Genomic DNA, 19,716 nt, shown 5'->3' on the forward strand with positions numbered 1-19,716 from the left:
CGGCCTCGCAAGCCCTATCAGGGTGGAGAGCGTAGCGACCGTCCGCGTCGTGACTTCGATGGCGACCGGCCTCGCAAGCCCTACCAGGGTGGAGACCGGACCGACCGGACCGAGCGCAGCGACCGTCCTCGGCGTGACTTCGATGGCGACCGACCCCGCAAGCCCTACCAGGGTGGCGAGCGCAGCGACCGTCCGCGCCGTGACTCCGACAACGAACGCGGGCCGCGCGGGCCGCGTCCCGAACGCGCAGGCCGTGACCGCCAAGACGCCGACGACCGGTCCTCGCGGGGCGCCGGCATCCCGCTGACCAAGTCTCAGTACGTGGAGGCTCCCGAGATCCCCGAAGAGATCACGTACGGGGACCTCGACCGCGCCGTCCGTGCGCGACTGCGCACGCTGAGCAAGGACAACGCCGAGGACGTGGGGCGCCACCTCATCATGGCTGGCAACCTGATCGACATCGATCCGGAGCTCGCGTACCGGCACGCCCAGGTGGCCGCTCAGCGCGGTGGGCGCGTCGATGTGGTGCGAGAGGCCGCCGCTCTGACGGCCTACGCCACCGGGCGCTACGCGGAGGCGCTACGAGAGTTCCGCACCGTGCGTCGGCTCGGAGGCGACGTCGCGCACCTGCCGCTGATGGCCGACTGCGAGCGCGGTCTAGGCCGTCCTGAGCGAGCCCTCGCGATCGCCGATGAACCCGATGCGCGATCCCTGCGGGGCGACGTCGCCGTCGAGATGCAGATCGTGATCGCCGGTGCGCGGCTGGACATGGGGGATGCGGAGGCGGCGCACCTGCTGCTCTCGCGCATCGTCCCGCAAGGCGAGGATCTGCAGGCGCGCGTCGACGAGGCGCGCGTAGCGGTGCTCAGAGCGCTTGGGCGCGATGATGAGGCCGACGGCCTCGAGGCCGCTATCCCGGAGGCGGTCGAGGAGGACATCGAGGACGACATCCTCCTGTACGACACAGCCGAGCTCCCCGAGCCCGAGCCGGAGGAGGATGCGGACGACGAGATCGACGACGACGAGATCGACGACGAGGCATCGACGGATGAGGAGCGCGCATGACCGAGGCGGGGCTGCTGGGGACCGACGTTCCGCTGCGCGAGGCCTTCGACGTCGCACTCGTCGACCTCGACGGAGTGGCCTACAAGGGCTCGCACTCCATCCCGACCGCACCGCCCGCCCTCGAGGCAGCGCGGGCCGCGGGGATGCGGCTCCTGTTCGTCACGAACAACGCGTCGCGCGAGCCTGAGACTGTAGCGGGCCACCTCTCGGAACTGGGTATCCCCTGTGCTCCCGGCGAGGTGATGACCGCCGCGCAGGCCGGTGCGGAACTGCTCGCCGAGCAGGTGCGGACGGGACAGAAGGTCCTGGTGGTGGGCGGCGCGGGCCTTCACACGGCCGTGGCGGCGAAGGGCTTCGTGATTGTCGACAGCGCGACGGACCACCCGGTGGCGGTCATTCAGGGCTTCGCGCCGCATCTGGGGTGGAAGGACTTCGCCGAGGCGGTCTACGCGATCAACGCCGGCGCCCGGTTCTTCGCCACCAACCTCGATCTCACGCTCCCGACCGAGCGCGGCATGGCACCCGGCAACGGCTCGCTCGTGGGCGTGGTGCGCACCGCGACCGGCGTAGATCCGGTCTCCGCGGGCAAGCCCGAGCCTGCGATGTTCCATCTCGCTGCCCGCAAGGCGGGCGCCGAGCGTCCGCTCATGATCGGCGACCGCCTCGACACGGATCTGCGCGGCGCGCGCGCGGCTGCGATGCCCGGACTGCTGGTGCTTACCGGCGTGTCCAGCGCGCGCGATGCGGTGCTCGCGGTGCCCGCGGAGCGACCGTCGTTCATCGGCGGCGACCTCTCGACCCTCGAGGAGGCGCACCCTGCGCCCGAGCTCGTCGACCGCTGGTGGCACGTGGGCCAGGCGCGCGCCCGGGTCACGGAGCGCCGGCTGGTCGCGGACGGCGGCGATCCCATGGACCGGCTGCGCGCCGCGTGCGCGGCCGCCTGGGCCGCGGCGGACGCGGGCGAGCAGATCGATGTTGAGACGCTTCCGCACTTCGGAGTAGCCTCCTGACACATGGGTGACATCAACGACGCGCGTGAATCCCTGGGGCATGTCGAGTATCCAGCGGAGGTCCAAGAGGCCCTCAAGGCCGTGACCGAGCTGCCGGAGGACTTGGAGCAGCAGGCCGCGTTCTTCGACAAGGTGCAGGAGGCGCTGTCCAACCGCCTCCGCGACGAGCCTCGCTGACCATGCGGCTGGACCGCGCGCTCGTGGCGCGCGGGCTCGTACAGTCGCGCACCCGCGCCCAGCAGTTGATCGACGCGGGCGACGTCTCGGTCGACGGAGTCGTCGTGTCGAAGTCGGCGATGGACGTCCGGGACGATGCGGAGGTCACCGTCCATACGGCAGGAGAAGACTTCGTCTCACGTGCCGCGCACAAACTTGTGGGCGCGCTCGAGGCCTGCCCCCAGATCGACGTCGTGGGCCGCACCTGTCTCGATGTGGGTGCGTCGACGGGCGGCTTCACCCAGGTGTTGCTGGAGCGCGGGGCGGTGCGGGTCCACGCGATCGACGTGGGCCACGGCCAGCTGTCGCCGGTGGTCGCGAGCGACCCGAGGGTGGTGGCACGGGAGGGCCTCAACGCTCGCGAGCTGACCTCCGAGCACCTGGGCGGCGAGCGCCCGGACCTGGTGGTGGCCGATGTGTCCTTCATCTCGCTGACCTTGCTGGTCGAGCCGCTACTCGCGACGTGCGCGGAGGACGTGGACCTGCTCCTCATGGTGAAGCCTCAGTTCGAGGTGGGCCGTGAACGCCTGGGCAAGGGGGGCGTGGTCACCAACCGTGACGATCGTGCGCGCGCGGTCGCGAGGGTGGTCGACGCGCTGACGACGGCCGGGCTGTCCATCCACAGGATCGCGAGATCCGCGCTGCCCGGCCCGCACGGCAACGTCGAGTTCTTCGTGTGGGCGTCTCGGGCATGGCAGGCTAGGGGCGGCAGCCGTCCACGCCCGGACGCGCTCACGGAAGGCCTGGTGAGGGCCTCGATCGAGGATCAGACGGGAGGCACGCCATGACGCGCCGGATCCTGATCCTTACGAACCCGCACCGTCCCGAGACCCTCGATGCGGCCGAGCTCGCGAGAGCGGCGCTCACGGCAGAGGGCGTCGACGTATGCAGCGACTTCACGCAGGGCGTCGACAAGCCCATCGAGGCGGCGCTGGTACTCGGCGGCGACGGCACGATGCTCCACGCCGCACACCTCACGCACGGCACGGGGATCCCGCTGCTGGGCGTCAACCTGGGCAGGGTGGGCTTCCTCGCGGAACTCGAGCGCGACGACGTGGCGCACGCCGCGCGGCGACTCGCCGAGGGCGACTACGAGATAGAGGAGCGCGGCACCCTCGACGTCACCGTGACGGCGCCCGACGGCTCTGTCACGTCGGGATGGGCGCTCAACGAGGCCACCGTCGAGCGGGCCAACCTCCGCACCACGGTCGAGGTGGGCCTCGACATCGACGGGCGCCCGTTGTCCACCTTCGGCTGCGACGGCGTGGTCATCGCGACGTCCACCGGATCGACGGCCCACGCCTTCAGCGCCGGCGGCCCCGTCTTGTGGCCCGATGTCGATGCTCTGCTGGTGGTGCCACTGGCCGCGCACGCCCTCTTCGCGCGCCCGCTGGTGGTGGGGCGTTCATCGACGATCACGGTGGAGATCCTCGAGCGGTCCGCGAGCGACGCGCAGGTGGTGCTCGACGGCGCTCGCGCGATCGAGGTGGCGAAGGGCGGCCGGGTCGAGGCGCGCCGCGGCGGCGAGACCGTGCATCTGGCCCGCATGTCCGATGCCCCGTTCAGCGAGCGGCTCGTGAAGAAGTTCTCCCTTCCCGTCGACGGCTTCCGCGGCAACCGCGACCTCGACGGGTGGGCCGCGGGGATCTGACCGTGCTGCGCGAGCTTGCGATCGAGAACCTTGGCGTGATCGAGTCCGCCCGCCTGGAGCTCGGGCCCGGGCTCACCTGCGTGACGGGGGAGACCGGGGCAGGCAAGACGATGGTGCTGACCGGGCTGGGACTGATCGTGGGGTCCAAGTCCGTGCCCGCGACGGTCCGCAGCGGCGCCGATGCGGCGCTCGCCGAGGCCGTGGTGGATGTGGTCCCGGGCTCCTGGCCCGCCGAACGCCTGAGCGAGGCGGGCGCGGCGCTCGACGACGACGGGACGGTCATCGTCAGCCGCAGCGTGGGCGCCACCACACGCTCGCGCACCGTCGTGGGCGGGCGGACCGTGCCCCAGGGCGTGCTCGCCGAGGTCGCTACCCACTGGGTCACCGTGCACGGGCAGAGCGACCAGGCGCGGCTGCGCTCGGCCGCCGAACAGCGCGGGATCCTCGACGGCTACGCGGGTCACTCCGACTTGCTGGACGGCTACACCCAGGCCTGGTGGGCGTGGCGTCACGCCCAGGACGAGCTCGAGCGAATGGAATCGGGCGCGCATCTCGCGCGCCTCGAGGCCGCACGCATGCGTGACGACCTGGCCGCGATCGACCAGGTCGCTCCGCAGGCCGGGGAGGACCGGGCGCTCAGATCGCAGGCCGAGGTCCTCGAGAACTCCGAGGCGGTGCGGGCCGGAGTGGCGGGCGCACGCGAGGCCATCGACGGCGAGTCGGAACTCACCGTGGTGGTCGCCGTGGACGCCGCGCGCCGCGCGCTGGCGGACGCCTCACGTCACGACCCCGGCCTCGCCGAACTCGAGACGCGACTCGCGGATGTCGCCTACGGTGCGGCGGACGTCGCCCAGGAACTCGCGTCGTACCTGGATCGCATGGATGCAGACCCCGCTCGACTCCACGAGCTGCAGGCCCGGCGCGCCGATCTCAACGCCCTGATGCGCCGCATCGGCGCGGACCTCGATGGGGTGCTGGCCTACCGCGAGCGCGCGGCGGCGGCCGTCGCCGAGGACGACTCGTGGGACGAGAGCCTCGCCGCGCGCCGTGAGGCGGAACGTGCGGCTGCACTCGAGGTCGAGTCCCGTGCCGCCGCGCTCACCGCCAGCCGCCGCGAGGCCGCCGCCCGCCTCGCCACCGACGTCGCCGCCGAGCTCAGCGGGCTCGCCATGCCCGACGCATCCTTCGCCGTCGAGGTCGAGCGTGCGGAGCTGCGGCATTCGGGCGCCGATGACGTCAGCATGACTCTCGCGTCGCACCCCGGAGCGCCGCACCGGCCCGTGGCCCAGGCGGCGTCGGGCGGCGAGCTGTCACGGATCATGCTCGCGATCGAGGTGTCGCTCGCGCGGCACGCCGCCGCGCCCGGCCACACGTTCGTCTTCGACGAGGTCGACGCCGGTGTGGGCGGACGTGCCGCCATCGCCGTCGGCCGGCGCCTCGCCGAGCTGGCGCGCACCCACCAGGTGCTGGTGGTCACCCATCTCGCCCAGGTGGCGGCGTACGCCGACCGGCATGTGGTGGTCGCCAAGGCCTCGGACGGCGCCGTGACCCGCGCGCAGGTCCACGAGGTCGATGGCGAGGACCGGGTCGAGGAGCTCGCTCGCCTGCTGTCCGGGCGCGAGGACTCGAAGACCGCACTCGCCCACGCGCGTGAGCTGCTGGAGGCGTCGCGCGTGGCACCATAGCGGCCATGACCGCCGCCACGACCACCATCACGGGCCCGGCCCGGGTCGACTCCTCGCCCCTTGAGCTCTCCCGGCGGCTGCAGCCCGGCGACATCGCCATCATCGATGTGCTCGACCTGGACAGGCGCGCGGCGTCCGCGCTCGCCGCGCGACGCCCGGCGGCCGTGGTCAACGTACGGCGGTCGCTGTCCGGCCGCCTGCCCACCACCGGAGCTCTGGTGCTGCTCGAGGCTGCGATCCCCGTGATCGACGCTGCCGGGGAGGCCGTGCTGGGGGTGCGCGACGGCGCGCGGGTCGCGCTCGAGGGCGCGTTGGTGACCGTCGACGGCGACGTCGTCGCCGCGGGCGAACTGCTCACCGTGGAGGACGTCGAGCGCAGGGTGAGGGAGGCGGGTGAAGATCTCCATGTCCACGTCGCCTCGTTCACGGCCAACGCGCTCGACCTGCTCGACCGTGACGCCGGTCTGCTGCTCGACGGGGTGGGCCTGCCCCAGCTCCGTCTGCCCGTCGACGGCCGCCCGGTGGTGGTGGTCACCCCGCGGTTCTCGGGGACGGACCCGGGCCTCGCCCGCTTCGCCCGTGAGCGCCGCCCGGTGGTGATCGCCGTGGGCGAGGGCGCCGATGCGGCGCGCGCCGCGGGGCTGGTGCCGCGCATCGTCGTGGGCGACATCGACGCCGTGAGCGAGGATGCGCTGCGCGGTGCCGGCCAGGTGATCGTCCACGACCCCGAGGGGCGCGACGCCGGCCGCTCCCGGGCGCAGGCGATCGGCCTCTCCCACGACGCCTGCGACGCCGTGATCGGCAGCGAGGACGTGGCCGTGTTGGCCGCCCACGCCTCCGGCGCCTCCGTGGTGGTGGTGGCAGGTGCGCGGGACGGGCTGCTCGACTACGTCGAGGATCGGACTGTGGCCGGGGCCGGAGCGCTGCTCACCCGGCTCGTGGCGACCGGCGTGGTGGTCGACGCGCGCGTGCTCGGCACCGTCTATCGGCACCGGTACAGCGCGTGGATGGCATGGGGCGCGCTCGGCCTCGCCGTGGTGGCCGTCGCGCTGGCCGCCTGGGGCACCCCCGAGGGGCACGATGCGATCGCTGGCGCTTGGGACTGGCTCACGGCGACCCTGGGCGGCGATCGATGAGTGACACCCGGTCACGGCTGCTGGCCGCCGCCGCCGGGCTCGCTGTCCTGGCGATCGGGGTGGTGCTCGGCTCCGGGCCTCTGCGGGCCGCGCTGCTGGGCGATCTGGGCGAACAGATCGACACCCTCCAGACGGACCTCGACGGCGCGCGCGCTCAGACGGACGCGGAGCGCGCCCGCGCCGATGCCGCCGTCGCCTACATCGACGGTGCCGCGCCCGCGATCCTGGCGGGGCTGCTGCCCGGCTCCGCCGTGGTGATCGTGGTCGCGCCCGGCGCGTCGGACGATGCGGTGGCCGCGATCGGCGCACGGATCGGCCTGGCGGGGGGAGACCTCGCGGGCACCGTGCAGCTCGCCGACGGGTGGACCGACCCCGCCACGCGGCCCTTTCGATCCGCCCTCGCCGATCAGGTCGCGCCGTCGCTGGTGGGTGTCGACTCCACCGATCCAGAGGAGATTCTCGCCGAGGCCTTCGTTCAGGGATCAACCGGTGCGGCACCCACCGGGACGGATCTCGCCGAGATCGACGCGGCCGGTGCGGACCGCGGAGCCGTGCTCTGGGACCTGCTCGAGCAGGCCGATCTGGCGACGGGACAGCCCGCCGCCCGCGCCGATGCCGTGATCGTGGTCGCGGGCTCCGACGGTGACGCGACCGCGGGCCTGGTCAACGCTTTCAGCAGGTATGACGCTCCCGTGACGGTGGCCGGCGCCCCCGCGGCGGTGGCCCCCTTCGCGCCCGGAGACGCGGTGGCGACGGTGGCCGCGACCGGCTGGACCGTGGGTTCCGTCACGGTGGCGGCGACCGTCGCCGAGACGGTGGTCGGGGCCCGCCCGGACTACGCGGACGGACAGGTCCCGGGGATCCTCGGCGATTCGGGCGTCCCATCAGGCGCCGACGGCTGATAGGCTCGAAGCCCGTGGAGCGAACGCGATTCTCGTCCGGTACGGACCATGTCACCCGTCACATCTTCGTCACCGGAGGCGTTGTGTCCTCCCTCGGGAAGGGTCTGACGGCGTCGAGCCTCGGGCGGCTGCTGAGGTCTCGCGGCATCCGGGTGACCATGCAGAAGCTCGATCCCTATCTCAACGTGGATCCGGGCACCATGAACCCGTTCCAGCACGGCGAGGTGTTCGTCACCGACGACGGCGCCGAGACGGACCTGGACATCGGGCACTACGAGCGCTTCCTCGACGTCGAGCTGTCCGCCTCGTCAAACGTCACCACCGGCCAGGTGTACTCCCAGGTCATCGCCAAGGAGCGCCGCGGCGAGTACCTGGGCGACACGGTTCAGGTGATCCCGCACATCACGGACGAGATCAAGCGCCGCATGCGCGAGCAGGCCGGGCCGGGCGTGGACGTCATCATCACCGAGATCGGCGGCACGGTGGGCGACATCGAGTCGCAGCCGTTCCTCGAGGCGGCCCGCCAGGTCCGCCACGACGTGGGCCGCGACCACGTGTTCTTCCTCCACGTCTCTCTGGTGCCGTACATCGGACCCTCGGGCGAGCAGAAGACCAAGCCCACGCAGCACTCGGTGGCCGCCCTGCGCAGCATCGGCATCCAGCCGGACGCGCTCGTCTTGCGCTCCGACCGCGAGGTGCCCGCGTCCGTCAAGAACAAGGTCGCGCTGATGTGCGACGTCGACGCCGCGGCCGTGGTCAACGCTGTCGACGCGCCCAGCATCTACGACATCCCCAAGGTCCTGCACTCCGAGGGCCTCGACGCCTACGTGGTGCGTCGCCTCGACCTGGCGTTCCACGACGTCGAGTGGGGCGCCTGGAACGAGGTTCTCAAGCGCGTCCACAAGCCCGCCAAGGAGGTCGAGATCGCGCTGGTCGGCAAGTACGTCGACCTGCCCGACGCGTACCTGTCGGTGAGCGAGGCGCTGCGTGCCGGAGGGTTCCACCACAACGCGCGGGTGCGGCTGCGGTGGGTCGCCTCCGACCGTTGTCAGACGCCCGAGGGCGCGCAGGAGGCGCTCGGCGGCGTCGACGGCGTGCTCGTGCCCGGCGGCTTCGGCATCCGCGGCGTCGACGGCAAGATCGGCGCGCTGCGTTGGGCCCGCGAGAACAAGGTCCCCACGCTCGGTATCTGCCTGGGCCTTCAGACCATGGTGATGGAGTACGCCCGCAACGTGCTGGGCCTTGAGGGCGCCTCCAGCTCGGAGTTCGATCCCGACACCCCGCACCCCGTGGTGGCCACCATGGAGGAGCAGCTCGAGATCGTCGACGGCAAGGGCAACCTGGGAGGAACGATGCGCCTGGGCGAGTACCCCGCCGTCCTCAAGGAGGGCTCGGTGGTCGCCCAGACCTACGGCGTCACCACGGTGGGCGAGCGCCACCGCCACCGCTACGAGGTCAACAACGCCTACCGGGCGCGACTCGAGGAGGCCGGGCTGATCGTGTCCGGCGAGAGTCCCGACCGCTCCCTCGTGGAGTTCGTCGAGCTTCCGCGGGAGACGCATCCGTACTACGTGTCCACTCAGGCTCACCCGGAGTTCCGGTCACGCCCCACGAAGGCGCACCCGCTGTTCGCCGGGCTCATCGGCGCCGCCGTCGCGCGCCGCGCGGCCGCCGTCGAGGCGGCGGCAACGGTTCCGGCGGAGGCCGCCGACGAGGCGGTCGCGAACGTCTGAACGCGTGATCGCCGACGTCCCGGCCGAGCGCCCGGTGCTCGCCACGGAGCTGTCCTTCGCGGGGCGCGTCTGGGACCTCCGGACGGACACGGTGGACCTGGGTGAGTCCGGCGTCGTGACGCGGAACTACGTGCACCACACGGGCGCGGTGGCCGTGATGGCGCTCAACGACCGGGACGAGCTGTTCCTGGTGCGCCAGTACCGGCACCCCGTGCGCACGGAGACCTGGGAGCCCCCGGCGGGTCTGCTCGACCTCGCCGACGAGGACCCTCGGGACGCCGCCGCCCGTGAGCTGTTCGAGGAGGCCGATCTCACCGCCGCGCGTTGGGACGTGCTGATCGACATGTACGCCTCGCCGGGTGGCTCATCCGAGGGCATCCGCATCTACCTCGCGCGCGACATCGCCGAGGTCCCCGAGGCCAAGCGCTTCGCACGCTCCGAGGAGGAGCGAGATATGGAGGGGCGCTGGGTGCCTCTCGACGAGGTCCTCGCATCGATCTGGGCCGGCTCGATCTGCGGGCCCACCCTGCTGGCGGGCGCGATGGCGGTCGATGCCGCCAGGCGCTCACACGGCGCCACCCTCAGGCCGGCTGACGCGGCCTGGCGACGCCCGCCGTCACCCCTGGACTGATCGCCCCCGGCGCATCGTCCTCACCCGGCGTGGGAGGCCAGGATGTCCTGCACGTCGGCCACGAGGAACGGCGCCAGGGTCCGGCTGAACGTCGCCGTGATGTGGGTGCGATCGCGGTACGCGATGACGTGGCCGATCACGGCGGGGCACCACGACTCGTCGCAGTAGAGGTCCGTGTAGTCGACCAGGTAGGCGCCGTCGCCGGCAAGCTCGACGGCCTCGGGCAGGTGGTCGGACGTGCCCAACCCGTCGGACCGTGCCACGCCGCACTCGGACGCGGAGTCGAAGCCGTCGGCACGCGCGATGCAGTCCAAGGACGTGTCCGTCATCACCGGGTTGTCCGCCACGGCCACGATGGGGACGCCCTGCTCGAGAAGCGGCGCCCACGCCTGCGCATGGAGCGCGGCGGCGGGGTTGGGGTCGCCGGCGGGGATGGTGAGCGAACGGCGTTCGGACACGAGGATCAGGTCGTAGCCGCCGCCCTCCATGGCCTGCTGGAGGGCCTGACGGTGCTCGGCGCACTCGGCGTCGTCCGGTCGTGGGGCCTGCCACTCGCACCCGCGTGACAGGTAGGTGTCGAGCGTCCAGTTCGCGGTGTCGAGCTGGTCCATCAGGCCCGGCAGCAACGATGCGGCGTGGGAGTTGCCGATGAGAGCCACCTTGAGCGCGTCGGGCGCCGTCGAGCCGTAGGTGCACGTCTGGACGGACGCGCCGGGGGACTGGTCGTAGCACGCATACGCGTCGCCCGTGTCCTCGAGGATCGCCGCGGGCTCGGGCAGTAGCACGCCGTCCAGCTCGGGGTCCACGCACGGCTGTTCGCCGCCCAGCACCGCGGCGGCCCCGAAGCATCCCTCGGTGCGCCCCACGAGCTCCGTGGTGCGTTCCTCCGAGTCCGTGAGGCTGCCCTGCGCCGCGACGATGCCCCACGCCGCGAATGCGACGGTCACCGCCATCGACACGACCGCGAACGCGTACGTTCGCCCGGTGCGGTTGCGCAGCAGCGCGCCGTCGCGGGCGGGGTCCTCGATGAAGCGCTTGGACAACCCGGCGAGCACGTAGCAGACCACCAGGATCGCGACGTTGCCGAGGAAGGACGGGGGACGATCCAGCGCGTAGGGAACGATGACGATGAACGGCCAGTGCCACAGATAGAGCGAGTAGGACACGTCGCCGGTGTACTGGACGGGGCGCCACCCGGTGACCCGCGCCAGCACGCCGCGCTCGAAGGAGCCGGCCCAGATCACCGCGGCTGTGCCCAGCACCGGCAACAGAGCCGTCCAGCCCGGGAAGGGGGTGCGCGGCGTGTAGAGCACAAAGGTCACCGCGATCGCCGCCCAGCCCGCCCAGGCGGTCGCGGCGCGGCCACGGTCGCCCAGGCGTGCCGTGGCGGCCGGCGCGAACGCGAGCAGGCCGCCCACGGCGAACTCCCACACGCGGGTGGGGGTGACGAAGTAGGCGGCCGCCGGGTTGGTCGCGGTCATCCAGATCGACGTCGTCAGGCCCACGGCCCCCACGAGCGCGAGCATGACCATGAACACGCGCCGGTTGTCGACGCCCAGGCGCCGCGCGAGGATGAGCGCCCCCACCAGCAGCAGCGGCCAGAGCAGGTAGAACTGCTCCTCGACCGAGAGCGACCAGTAGTGCTCGACGGATGACGGGTTGTTCTCCGCCCCGAGGTAGTCGACCGCCTCCGCCGTCAGCCGCCAGTTCTGCCAGTAGGTCGCGGAGGCGATGACCTCCCAGAGGTGCTGGGTCCACAGGCTCCGAGGGACCCAGAGGTACGTGGCGGCGGTGGTGAGCACCAGCACCGACAGCGCCGCGGGCAGGAGCCGGCGGACGCGACGCGCCCAGAAGCGGCTCAGGGCGATCCGTCCCGTGCGGGTCACCTCGCGCGCCAGGTGCGAGGTGATGAGGTAGCCGGAGATCACGAAGAAGACGTCGACACCCGCGTACCCGCCGGTGAGCCGCCCCGGCCACAGGTGGAACAGCACCACGCCCAGCACCGCCAGCGCGCGCAGCGCCTGGATCTCCGGCCGGAAGCCGGCGGTGGGGCCGGCCTTCGAACGGGTGGCGGCGGTGGTCGTCATGCAGAGTTTCCTTCGGGTCCGGGGAGCGGCGGCCCGCCCATTATCGCCGGGAAGGCGATCAGGCGGGGGTCTCGACGCGGAGCAGCCGGAACGCGGCGGAGTGCGCCGCGACCAGCACGGCGGCCCCGAGCAGGTGTGCGCCGACGAGCACGATGGGCAGTCCGGTGAAGTACTGGACGTAGCCGACGAGGCCCTGCGCGAGGGTCACGACGACGAGCACCAGCCACGCCCGCCGCGCCTCGTCGCGATCGCCCGCGGACCGGTCACGACGGATGCGCCAGCCCATCCACGCCAACACGGCGACGAACGCCCACACCGTCATCGCATGAGCCCGGGCCACCAGCGCCGGATCGAGGGCGAGGCGCTCGGTGGCGTTGGCGTCGCCGGAGTGCGGTCCCGCGCCGGTGGTGAGCGCCCCCAGCACCACGAGCACGCCGAGCAGCCCGAGGGACACCCAGCGTTCGAGGGCGAGCGACGTGCCGAGGCGGCCGTGCGCGCCGCGGTAGCGCAGGGCGAAGCGCACCGAGTACCAGACCAGCGCGAGGCTCAACAGCAGGTGCGGAGCCACCACCAGCGGGTGCAGGTCCACCAGCACGGTCACCCCGCCCACGACGGCCTGGGCGACCACGCCGAGCAGCGGCACGAGGCCCCACCAGCGCAGTTCCCGACGCGTGCGCCACACGGCGATCGCCATCGCGGCGGCGACCAGCAGCAGCACGAAGGTGAGCAGGCGGTTGCCGAACTCGACGTAGGGGTGAAAGGTGGTCTCGCCGAACGCCGCGGGCACGAAGCTCCCGGGCTCGCACTGCGGCCAGGTGGAGCAGCCCAGGCCCGATCCCGTGAGGCGCACCGCGCCGCCGGTCACGATGATGCCGCCCTGCGTCGCGATGTTGGCCAACGTGAGCCCGCGCGCGTGGCGGCCGAGGAGGTCCGCCACGGCGGCTCCGGCGGCGCGGACGGGGTTGCGGCGGTCGGTGGTGCTTGTCACCCGCCAATAGTACGGGTGCACCGGGGGCCGTCCGGGCGTTCTCCGGTAAGGCTCGCCTTGCTTGCGAGGAACAGTTTTGACAACGAGAATGTTTGCTTATTCACCGGGCCCGTCCGCGGGCTTCCCCGAGCGCTCTCACGGAGGTCGTATGTCTGCCGACACGACTCGCGACCGCGTCCTCAGCCTGATCGCCACCGCGGGACCCATCACCGCCGCCGCGCTCGCCCGCGAGTTGGGCGTGACGCCCGCCGGCGTGCGCCGCCACCTCGGGTCGCTGCTCGACGCGGGTCACATCGTCGACCACGAGCCGGCGGGCTCGCACGTGCGGGGCCGGGGTCGCCCTGCGCGTTCGTATGTCGCGACCTCCGAGGGCCAGCGCGCCCTGACGTCCGCGTATCGCGACGTCGCCGTCGACGCGCTCGCCTCGCTGCGCGACGCGGGCGCGCTCGAGGCCTTCGTCGAGGGCAAGGCGAAGGAGCTCGAGACCGCGCTGGCGCGCGCCGTCGACCCCGCCGCCCCCATGGAGCGCAAGGTCGCATCGCTGGCAGCAGCGCTCGGCGAGAAGGGATACGCCGCATCGGTGCGTCCCGGACCCGGCGGCATCACCGTCCAGTTGTGCCAGGGGCACTGCCCCGTCCAGTCCATCGCGGAGAAGACCCCCGAGTGGTGCGAGGCCGAGGCCCGCGCCTTCTCGAGGGTCCTCGACGTGCACGTGCAGCGGCTGTCGACCCTTGCGGGCGGCGCACACGTCTGCACCACCACCATCCCGCTCACCACCCCCACCCGGAAGGAAGGATGAGCATGAGTGCTCCCACCGAGCCCATGACGCAGGACGAGGCCATCGCCTCGATCGGCAACTACCAGTTCGGATGGCACGACTCCGACAGCGCCGGCGCGCTCGCCAAGCGCGGCCTGAACGAGGACGTCGTCCGCGAGATCTCGGCGCTGAAGAACGAGCCCGAGTGGATGCTCGAACTCCGCCTCAAGGGCCTCAAGCTCTTCGGCAAGAAGCCCCTGCCCCACTGGGGCTCGGACCTCACCGGTATCGACTTCGACAACATCAAGTACTTCGTGCGGTCGACGGAGAAGCAGGCCACCAGCTGGGAAGACCTGCCCGACGACATCAAGAACACCTACGACAGGCTGGGCATCCCGGAGGCGGAGAAGCAGCGGCTGGTCGCTGGCGTGGCCGCCCAGTACGAGTCCGAGGTGGTCTACCACCAGATCCGCGAGGACCTGGAGGCGCAGGGCGTGCTGTTCCTCGACACCGACACGGCGCTGCGCGAGCACCCCGAGATGTTCGAGCAGTACTTCGGCACCGTGATTCCGGTGGGCGACAACAAGTTCGCGGCGCTGAACACGGCGGTGTGGTCGGGTGGCTCGTTCGTCTACGTCCCGCCGGGCGTCCACGTCGAGATCCCGCTCCAGGCCTACTTCCGCATCAACACCGAGAACATGGGCCAGTTCGAGCGCACGCTGATCATCGCCGACGAGGGCTCATACGTGCACTACGTCGAGGGCTGCACCGCGCCCATCTACAGCTCGGACTCGCTGCACTCCGCGGTGGTCGAGATCATCGTGAAGAAGAACGCGCGCGTCCGCTACACGACCATCCAGAACTGGTCCAACAACGTGTACAACCTGGTGACCAAGCGCGCCACGGCCGCCGAGGGCGCGACGATGGAGTGGGTCGACGGAAACATCGGCTCCAAGGTCACCATGAAGTACCCGGCGATCTTCCTGCTGGGCGAGCACGCCCGCGGCGAGACCCTGTCGATCGCCTTCGCCGGCGAGGGCCAGCACCAGGACGCGGGCTCCAAGATGGTCCACGCCGCCCCGAACACGTCGTCATCGATCGTGTCCAAGTCCGTCGCGCGCGGCGGTGGCCGTACGTCCTACCGCGGGCTGGTGCAGATCCTCGAGGGCGCCAAGAACTCGAAGTCGAACGTGTTGTGCGACGCGCTGCTGGTCGACCAGATCTCACGCTCCGACACGTACCCGTACGTCGACGTCCGCGAGGACGACGTCCACATGGCTCACGAGGCGACCGTGTCGCGCGTGAGCGAGGACCAGTTGTTCTACCTCATGTCGCGAGGAATGAACGAGTTCGAGGCGATGGCGATGATCGTGCGCGGGTTCGTCGAGCCCATCGCGCGCGAGCTGCCCATGGAGTACGCGCTCGAGCTCAACCGCCTCATCGAGCTTCAGATGGAAGGATCCGTCGGTTGACCGTCACCGATCACAGCCAGGCCACCGTCGACGCCGCGCACACGCACGGCGTGGGCGCCACCGTTCCCGACAGCTCCCGCGCGGACCGTCGCACGTCCTTCGACGTCGACGCGTTCCCCATGCCCACCGGGCGTGAGGAGAACTGGCGCTTCAGCGCGATGCGCGACCTCGCGCCGCTGTTCAAGGACGAGGCGGTCGACGGCAGGCTCGAGTGGACCACCAGCGACCTGCCCGCCGGCGTCACCCTCACGCAGGTGGACCCCGACGCGGCGCGTGAACGCACGGTGCGCGGCCCCGGCGACCGCGCCTCGGCCGTGGCCGTCAAGCACGCCGGCGGCGCCATGGCGCTCACCGTGGCGCCCAACACCGTGGTCGACGAGCCCATCACCGTCGACCTGCATGGCACCGGCGGCGACGTGCGCGGCCACCTGCTGCTCGAGCTCGGGCAGAGCTCCGAGGCGACCGTGGTCATCAACCGCACCGGCACAGCGCGGTACTCCGAGCTGGTGTCGATCGACCTGCGAGACAACGCCGGCCTCAACCTGGTGCTGCTGCAGCAGTGGGACGCCGACGCCGTGCACGCCGGCGAGGTGGTCGCGCGCCTCGGGCGGGACGCGCGGCTGCACGGATCCGTGGTCACGCTGGGCGGCAAGGTGGTGCGCCTCAACACGTCGGCCGCTTTCGCGGGCGAGGGTGCGCGCGTCGACCTGTACGGGCTCTACTTCGCGGACTCCGGTCAGCACCAGGAGCACCAGCTCTTCGTCGATCACGCCGTGCCGCGTTGCACGTCTCGCGTGACCTACAAGGGCGCGCTCGCGGGCGCCACCGCGCGGACCGTGTGGGTGGGCGACGTGCTCATCCGCGCCGCAGCCGAGGGCACGGACACCTACGAGCTCAATCGCAACCTGGTGCTCACCGACGGTGCGCGGGCGGACTCGGTCCCCAACCTGGAGATCGAGACCGGCGAGATCGAGGGCGCGGGTCACGCCTCCGCGACCGGCCGCTTCGACGAGGAGCAGATGTTCTACCTGCGCTCGCGCGGCATCTCCGAGGAGGAGGCTCGCAAGCTGGTGGTACGCGGCTTCTTCGCGGACCTGATCCGCGAGATCGGCGTGCCCGCAGTCGAGGCCGGCCTGATGCGTCAGATCGAGCTCGAGCTCGAACACGTGGAGGAGGAGCTCGAGAATGAGTGAGCAGTTCGCCTGCCTGGTGAGCGACCTTGAGCCCAACTCGGCGATGTTGGCCGAGTTGACGCTCGAGAACGGCTCCGACATCCCGGTCGCGATCGTGCGCTCGGGCGACGGCGACTTCTACGCCATCGACGACCTCTGCACCCACGGCGAGGTGTCCCTGTCGGAAGGTGAGGTCGAGGGCTGCCACGTGGAGTGCTGGGCCCACGGCTCCCGCTTCGACGTCCGCACCGGCGTGCCGGACGAGTTCCCGGCGATGGTCCCCGTCGCGACCTACCCCACCCGTATCGACGGCGAGCGCGTGCTCGTCGACATCGACACCCCGCACCTTTCCAAGGAGAACGCATGAGCACCCTCGAGATCCGCAACCTCCACGTCAGCGTGGACACCCCCGAAGGCACCAAGGAGATCCTCAAGGGCGTCGACCTGACCATCGCGTCGGGTGAGACCCACGCGATCATGGGCCCCAACGGCTCCGGCAAGTCCACCCTCGCGTACTCCATCGCGGGACACCCCAAGTACGAGATCACCGAGGGCACCGTCACTCTCGACGGCGAGGACGTGCTCGCGATGACCGTCGACGAGCGTGCCAAGGCGGGCCTGTTCCTCGCGATGCAGTACCCCGTCGAGGTGCCCGGCGTCTCGGTGTCCAACTTCCTGCGCACGGCGAAGACCGCGATCGACGGCGAGGCCCCCAAGCTCCGTACCTGGGTCAAGGACGTCAAGGGCGCGATGGAGAACCTGCGCATGGATCCGGCGTTCGGCGAGCGCGGCGTCAACGAGGGCTTCTCCGGCGGTGAGAAGAAGCGCCACGAGATCCTCCAGATGGAGCTGCTCGCGCCCAAGGTCGCGATCCTCGACGAGACGGACTCCGGCCTCGACGTGGACGCCCTGCGCGTGGTCTCCGAGGGCGTCAACCGCGCCAAGGATGCGACCGGCCTGGGCATCATGCTGATCACGCACTACACGCGCATCCTGCGCTACATCCAGCCCGACTTCGTGCACGTGTTCGTCAACGGCCGCGTGGCCGAGGAGGGCGGCCCGGAGCTCGCCGAGCGCCTCGAGGCCGAGGGCTACGACCGGTACCTGGCGAGCGCCTGATCCATGCTGCGCGACCTGCACGACGACTTCCCGATCCTCTCCCGCACGGTGAGGAACGGGAAGCCGCTCGTGTACCTGGACTCCGCGGCCACCTCGCAGAAGCCGAGCGCGGTCCTGGAGGCGGAGTCGGCGTTCTACCGTGAGCACAACGGCGCGGTCGCCCGCGGCGCGCACCTGCTCGCCGAGGAGGCGACCGAGGCGTTCGAGTCCGCACGCTCCGACGTCGCGCGGCTGGTGGGCGCGTCCCCCGAGGAGATCGTCTGGACCTCGGGCGCGACGGCCTCGATCAACCTGGTCGCGAACGGCATCGGCGACGCGTCGCTGGGCGCGGGCGGCGAGGAGGCGGCGCGATTCCGGATCGGACCCGGCGACCGCATCGTCGTGACCGAGGCCGAGCATCACGCCAACCTCATCCCGTGGCAGCAGCTCGCGGCCCGCACCGGCGCCGAGCTGGCCTGGATCCCGGTGGACGACGACGGCCGCTTCGACCTCGACAACCTCGACACCATCGTCAACGGCTCCACCACGGTGCTCGCGTTCTCCCACGCCGGCAACGTCACCGGCATCGTCGCGGACGTCGCGCCCCTCGTGGCGCGCGCCCGCGAGGTGGGCGCGCTCACGGTGCTGGATGCCTGCCAGTCGGTGCCGCACCTGCCCGTCGACGTCGCCCAACTGGGCGTCGACTTCATGGCGTTCTCGGGGCACAAGATGTTGGGCCCGACCGGCATCGGCGCGCTCTGGGGCCGCAAGGAGCTGCTCGACGCGCTGCCGCCGTCGGTCTTCGGCGGGGGCGCCATCGCCATCGTCACCATGGAGCGCACCACCTGGCTGGAGGCGCCGATGCGCTTCGAGCCCGGGACGCAGCCCGTGGCTCAGGCCGTGGGGATGGGGGCCGCCGCACGCTACCTGATGGACCTCGGCATGGACCAGGTCGCGCGTCACGAGGCGCGGCTGGCGCAGATCATGCGCGAGGGCGTCGCGGAGCTCCCGGGGGTGCGCCTGCTCGGTCCCGTCGGCGACCCGGACCGCATCGACGTCCTGGGCCTCGCGGCCGTCGCGGTGGACGGCGTCCACGCGCACGACGTCGGACAGGTGCTCGACGATCTGGGCGTGCTGGCCCGCGTGGGTCATCACTGCGCCCAGCCGCTCCACCGCCGATTCGGGCTCACGGGGTCCACCCGCGCCTCGGCCCACGTCTATACCCGCGAGGACGACGCTCGCGCCTTCGTCGAGGCGCTGGCGACCGTCCGCTCGTTCTTCGGAGTCCACGCATGAGCACCCTCGAGCAGATGTACCAGCAGGTCATCATGGATCACGCCCGCGAGGCGCACGGCCGGGGCCTGGTCGAGGTGACGCTGCCCGCGCACGGCGAGTCCCACCAGGTCAACACCACCTGCGGGGACGAGGTCACGCTGCGCGTCGGCCTGGAGGGCGACCGCATCGCCTCCCTGTCGTGGGAGGGCCAGGGGTGCTCGATCTCGCAGGCCTCCGTCTCCGCGCTCAGCGAGCTGCTCGACGGCGAGTCGATCGCGACCGCCGATGACACCGTGGAGGCGTTCCGCGCGCTCATGCAGTCGAAAGGCGAGCACCTCGACGAGGAGCGCGAGGATCTGCTCGGCGACGCCACGGCCTTCGTGGGCGTGGGCAAGTACCCCGCACGTATCAAGTGCGCCCTGCTGGGCTGGATGGCCTTCAGGGACGCGCTCATCCAGGCGCGATCCGCGTCAGAGGGAGGACAGCAATGACCGAGACGAAGTCACCCGCGAACGCAGCGGACGTCGAGGAGGCCCTCCGCGACGTCATCGACCCCGAGCTGGGCATCAACGTGGTGGACCTGGGCCTCGTCTACGGCGTGATGCTCGATGAGAACCGCCACGCCGTGATCGACATGACGCTCACGTCCGCCGCGTGCCCGCTCACCGACGTCATCGAGGATCAGACCTCCCAGGCGCTCGACGGGCTGGTCGACGGCTTCCGCATCAACTGGGTGTGGATGCCGCCGTGGGGCCCGGACAAGATCACGGACGACGGCCGCGAGCAGCTGCGCGCGCTCGGCTTCAACGTCTGACGATCCCGGCCTCACCGCCGAGCC

Annotated in this window: 20 protein-coding genes; 18 read left to right on the forward strand and 2 right to left on the reverse strand. The window is 71.5% G+C overall.

Annotation, left to right across the window (positions count from 1 at the left end):
• The first annotated feature begins 321 nt into the window (after positions 1-321).
• The 10 genes from Q0L54_RS01160 to Q0L54_RS01205 are packed head-to-tail and all read left to right on the forward strand — an operon-like array spanning position 322 to position 10,029.
• Positions 322-1,065: a hypothetical protein gene (locus Q0L54_RS01160; protein WP_296664739.1), complete on the forward strand. Its 744-nt coding sequence runs from the start codon at positions 322-324 to the stop codon at positions 1,063-1,065.
• A complete protein-coding gene (locus Q0L54_RS01165) occupies positions 1,062-2,075 on the forward strand; it encodes an HAD-IIA family hydrolase (protein WP_296664741.1) in 1,014 nt (337 codons plus the stop codon). Before Q0L54_RS01160 ends, Q0L54_RS01165 begins: the two co-directional genes overlap by 4 nt.
• A 3-nt stretch (positions 2,076-2,078) precedes the next feature.
• A complete protein-coding gene (locus tag Q0L54_RS01170; RefSeq protein ID WP_296664743.1) occupies positions 2,079-2,252 on the forward strand; it encodes a hypothetical protein in 174 nt (57 codons plus the stop codon).
• A 2-nt stretch (positions 2,253-2,254) separates the two neighbouring features.
• On the forward strand, positions 2,255-3,079 hold the full coding sequence (locus Q0L54_RS01175) for a TlyA family RNA methyltransferase (protein ID WP_296664745.1): 825 nt from the start codon (positions 2,255-2,257) through the stop codon (positions 3,077-3,079).
• Entirely contained in the window at positions 3,076-3,942 is an 867-nt protein-coding gene (locus Q0L54_RS01180) for an NAD kinase (RefSeq protein ID WP_296664747.1), read from the forward strand. The genes Q0L54_RS01175 and Q0L54_RS01180 overlap by 4 nt, the downstream gene beginning before the upstream one ends.
• A gap of 2 nt (positions 3,943-3,944) precedes the next feature.
• Positions 3,945-5,627: a DNA repair protein RecN gene (recN, locus tag Q0L54_RS01185; RefSeq protein ID WP_296664750.1), complete on the forward strand. Its 1,683-nt coding sequence runs from the start codon at positions 3,945-3,947 to the stop codon at positions 5,625-5,627.
• Between the two features lie 5 nt (positions 5,628-5,632).
• Entirely contained in the window at positions 5,633-6,763 is a 1,131-nt protein-coding gene (gene steA / locus Q0L54_RS01190; protein ID WP_296664751.1) for a putative cytokinetic ring protein SteA, read from the forward strand.
• Entirely contained in the window at positions 6,760-7,665 is a 906-nt protein-coding gene (locus tag Q0L54_RS01195; RefSeq protein WP_296664753.1) for a copper transporter, read from the forward strand. The genes steA and Q0L54_RS01195 overlap by 4 nt, the downstream gene beginning before the upstream one ends.
• A 14-nt stretch (positions 7,666-7,679) precedes the next feature.
• On the forward strand, positions 7,680-9,398 hold the full coding sequence (locus Q0L54_RS01200) for a CTP synthase (RefSeq protein ID WP_296664755.1): 1,719 nt from the start codon (positions 7,680-7,682) through the stop codon (positions 9,396-9,398).
• A 4-nt stretch (positions 9,399-9,402) separates the two neighbouring features.
• Complete coding sequence (locus Q0L54_RS01205; RefSeq protein ID WP_296664757.1) at positions 9,403-10,029, forward strand: NUDIX hydrolase; 627 nt, start codon at positions 9,403-9,405, stop codon at positions 10,027-10,029.
• A 20-nt stretch (positions 10,030-10,049) separates the two neighbouring features.
• On the opposite strand, the gene Q0L54_RS01210 is transcribed toward Q0L54_RS01205, so the two are convergent.
• Together Q0L54_RS01210 and Q0L54_RS01215 are read right to left on the reverse strand one after the other, a co-directional pair.
• The gene (locus tag Q0L54_RS01210; RefSeq protein WP_296664759.1) at positions 10,050-12,116 is read right to left on the reverse strand and encodes an acyltransferase family protein; all 2,067 of its coding nucleotides are present in this window, start codon (positions 12,114-12,116) and stop codon (positions 10,050-10,052) included.
• A 58-nt stretch (positions 12,117-12,174) separates the two neighbouring features.
• Positions 12,175-13,104, reverse strand: coding sequence for a COX15/CtaA family protein (locus Q0L54_RS01215; protein ID WP_296664761.1), 930 nt, complete (start codon positions 13,102-13,104; stop codon positions 12,175-12,177).
• Positions 13,105-13,252: 148 nt separating this feature from the next.
• Here Q0L54_RS01215 and Q0L54_RS01220 point away from each other — a divergent pair, with 148 nt between their 5' ends.
• From Q0L54_RS01220 to Q0L54_RS01255, 8 genes are read left to right on the forward strand one after another with little or no spacing between them, the layout of a single operon-like run.
• On the forward strand, positions 13,253-13,903 hold the full coding sequence (locus Q0L54_RS01220; protein WP_296664763.1) for a helix-turn-helix domain-containing protein: 651 nt from the start codon (positions 13,253-13,255) through the stop codon (positions 13,901-13,903).
• A gap of 2 nt (positions 13,904-13,905) precedes the next feature.
• Positions 13,906-15,333: a Fe-S cluster assembly protein SufB gene (sufB, locus tag Q0L54_RS01225; RefSeq protein ID WP_296664765.1), complete on the forward strand. Its 1,428-nt coding sequence runs from the start codon at positions 13,906-13,908 to the stop codon at positions 15,331-15,333.
• A complete protein-coding gene (gene sufD, locus Q0L54_RS01230) occupies positions 15,330-16,526 on the forward strand; it encodes a Fe-S cluster assembly protein SufD (RefSeq protein WP_296664766.1) in 1,197 nt (398 codons plus the stop codon). The genes sufB and sufD overlap by 4 nt, the downstream gene beginning before the upstream one ends.
• Complete coding sequence (locus Q0L54_RS01235; protein ID WP_296664768.1) at positions 16,519-16,872, forward strand: non-heme iron oxygenase ferredoxin subunit; 354 nt, start codon at positions 16,519-16,521, stop codon at positions 16,870-16,872. The genes sufD and Q0L54_RS01235 overlap by 8 nt, the downstream gene beginning before the upstream one ends.
• A complete protein-coding gene (gene sufC, locus Q0L54_RS01240) occupies positions 16,869-17,624 on the forward strand; it encodes a Fe-S cluster assembly ATPase SufC (RefSeq protein ID WP_296664769.1) in 756 nt (251 codons plus the stop codon). The genes Q0L54_RS01235 and sufC overlap by 4 nt, the downstream gene beginning before the upstream one ends.
• Before the next feature lie 3 nt (positions 17,625-17,627).
• Complete coding sequence (locus Q0L54_RS01245) at positions 17,628-18,899, forward strand: SufS family cysteine desulfurase (protein WP_296664771.1); 1,272 nt, start codon at positions 17,628-17,630, stop codon at positions 18,897-18,899.
• Positions 18,896-19,369, forward strand: coding sequence for a Fe-S cluster assembly sulfur transfer protein SufU (gene sufU / locus Q0L54_RS01250; protein WP_296664773.1), 474 nt, complete (start codon positions 18,896-18,898; stop codon positions 19,367-19,369). Before Q0L54_RS01245 ends, sufU begins: the two co-directional genes overlap by 4 nt.
• The gene (locus Q0L54_RS01255; RefSeq protein ID WP_296664774.1) at positions 19,366-19,692 is read left to right on the forward strand and encodes a metal-sulfur cluster assembly factor; all 327 of its coding nucleotides are present in this window, start codon (positions 19,366-19,368) and stop codon (positions 19,690-19,692) included. Before sufU ends, Q0L54_RS01255 begins: the two co-directional genes overlap by 4 nt.
• Positions 19,693-19,716: the final 24 nt, after the last annotated feature.

The organism is Demequina sp. (assembly GCF_024642165.1).
Classification (GTDB): Bacteria; Actinomycetota; Actinomycetes; order Actinomycetales; family Demequinaceae; genus Demequina.